Consider the following 864-nt stretch of genomic DNA (forward strand, 5'->3'; position numbering starts at 1 on the left):
CACATCGACGCCTCTGCCTTGTATAAATACCCAGCAACTCGCTGCAAAAATCAGCTCGAAAGATCAACACGCCCTAAGTTTGTTGCTGTATTCGAAAATTAATGTTGAGGCTGCTATACTCCGCGCACTGACGCTTTTTGAGACAAACGTATGGAAATTTTATCTGCAGCGACCATGTTGTTCCTGATTATGGATCCGCTTGGTAATTTGCCAATTGTACTCTCTATTCTTAAGCACATTGACCCTAAGCGTCGCCGTATTGTCATGATTCGTGAACTGATGTTCGCACTGGTTATCTTGCTGTTGTTCTTGTTTGCGGGCCAAAGCATCATGAACTTCTTGCACGTGCAGCCGGAAACCTTGAGTATCTCTGGCGGTATTATTCTCTTTATTATCGCGATTAAGATGATTTTCCCGAGTGCTGGCAGCATTACCGGGTTAGCTGCGGGGGAAGAGCCATTTATTGTGCCGATGGCGATCCCAATGATTGCTGGTCCATCAGTGATTGCGGCGTTAATTCTGCTGTCGACACAGCACCCAGACAACATGCTGGAGCTTTCGGCTGCGGTGATGCTGGCTTGGGGCGCAACCTTCTTTATCCTGATGTTCAATGGCTTCTTCTTGCGAGTTATGGGTGAGAGAGGGCTTAGAGCGGTAGAGCGCTTAATGGGCTTGTTGCTGGTGATGCTGTCGACGCAAATGTTCTTAGATGGTGTTAAGGCTTATATGGCTTAGCGTTGGGATCATAGTGCAATAAAAACGCCGCTCAACTGAGCGGCGTTTTTGTTTCGTGCGCCGAGCATGGCGTTGATCTAGGAGGTGAAAGTCCTCTACGGGCTCAGTCGAGCGAGAACCGTTAGTCTA

The 864-nt window shown here is 48.1% G+C and carries 1 protein-coding gene; it reads left to right on the forward strand.

Features of this window, described 5'->3' with window-relative positions:
• Positions 1-150 precede the first annotated feature (150 nt).
• Positions 151-735: a YhgN family NAAT transporter gene (locus tag Q1A70_RS20190; protein ID WP_299695824.1), complete on the forward strand. Its 585-nt coding sequence runs from the start codon at positions 151-153 to the stop codon at positions 733-735.
• The last annotated feature ends 129 nt before the right edge of the window (positions 736-864 follow it).

The organism is uncultured Vibrio sp. (assembly GCF_947488985.1).
In the GTDB taxonomy this organism is placed as follows: domain Bacteria; phylum Pseudomonadota; class Gammaproteobacteria; order Enterobacterales; family Vibrionaceae; genus Vibrio.

What these genes read in the sequence shown, in the direction of transcription:
- Q1A70_RS20190 (WP_299695824.1), top strand. Translation starts at nt 151, where the DNA reads ATGGAAATTTTATCTGCAGCGACCATGTTGTTCCTGATTATGGATCCG.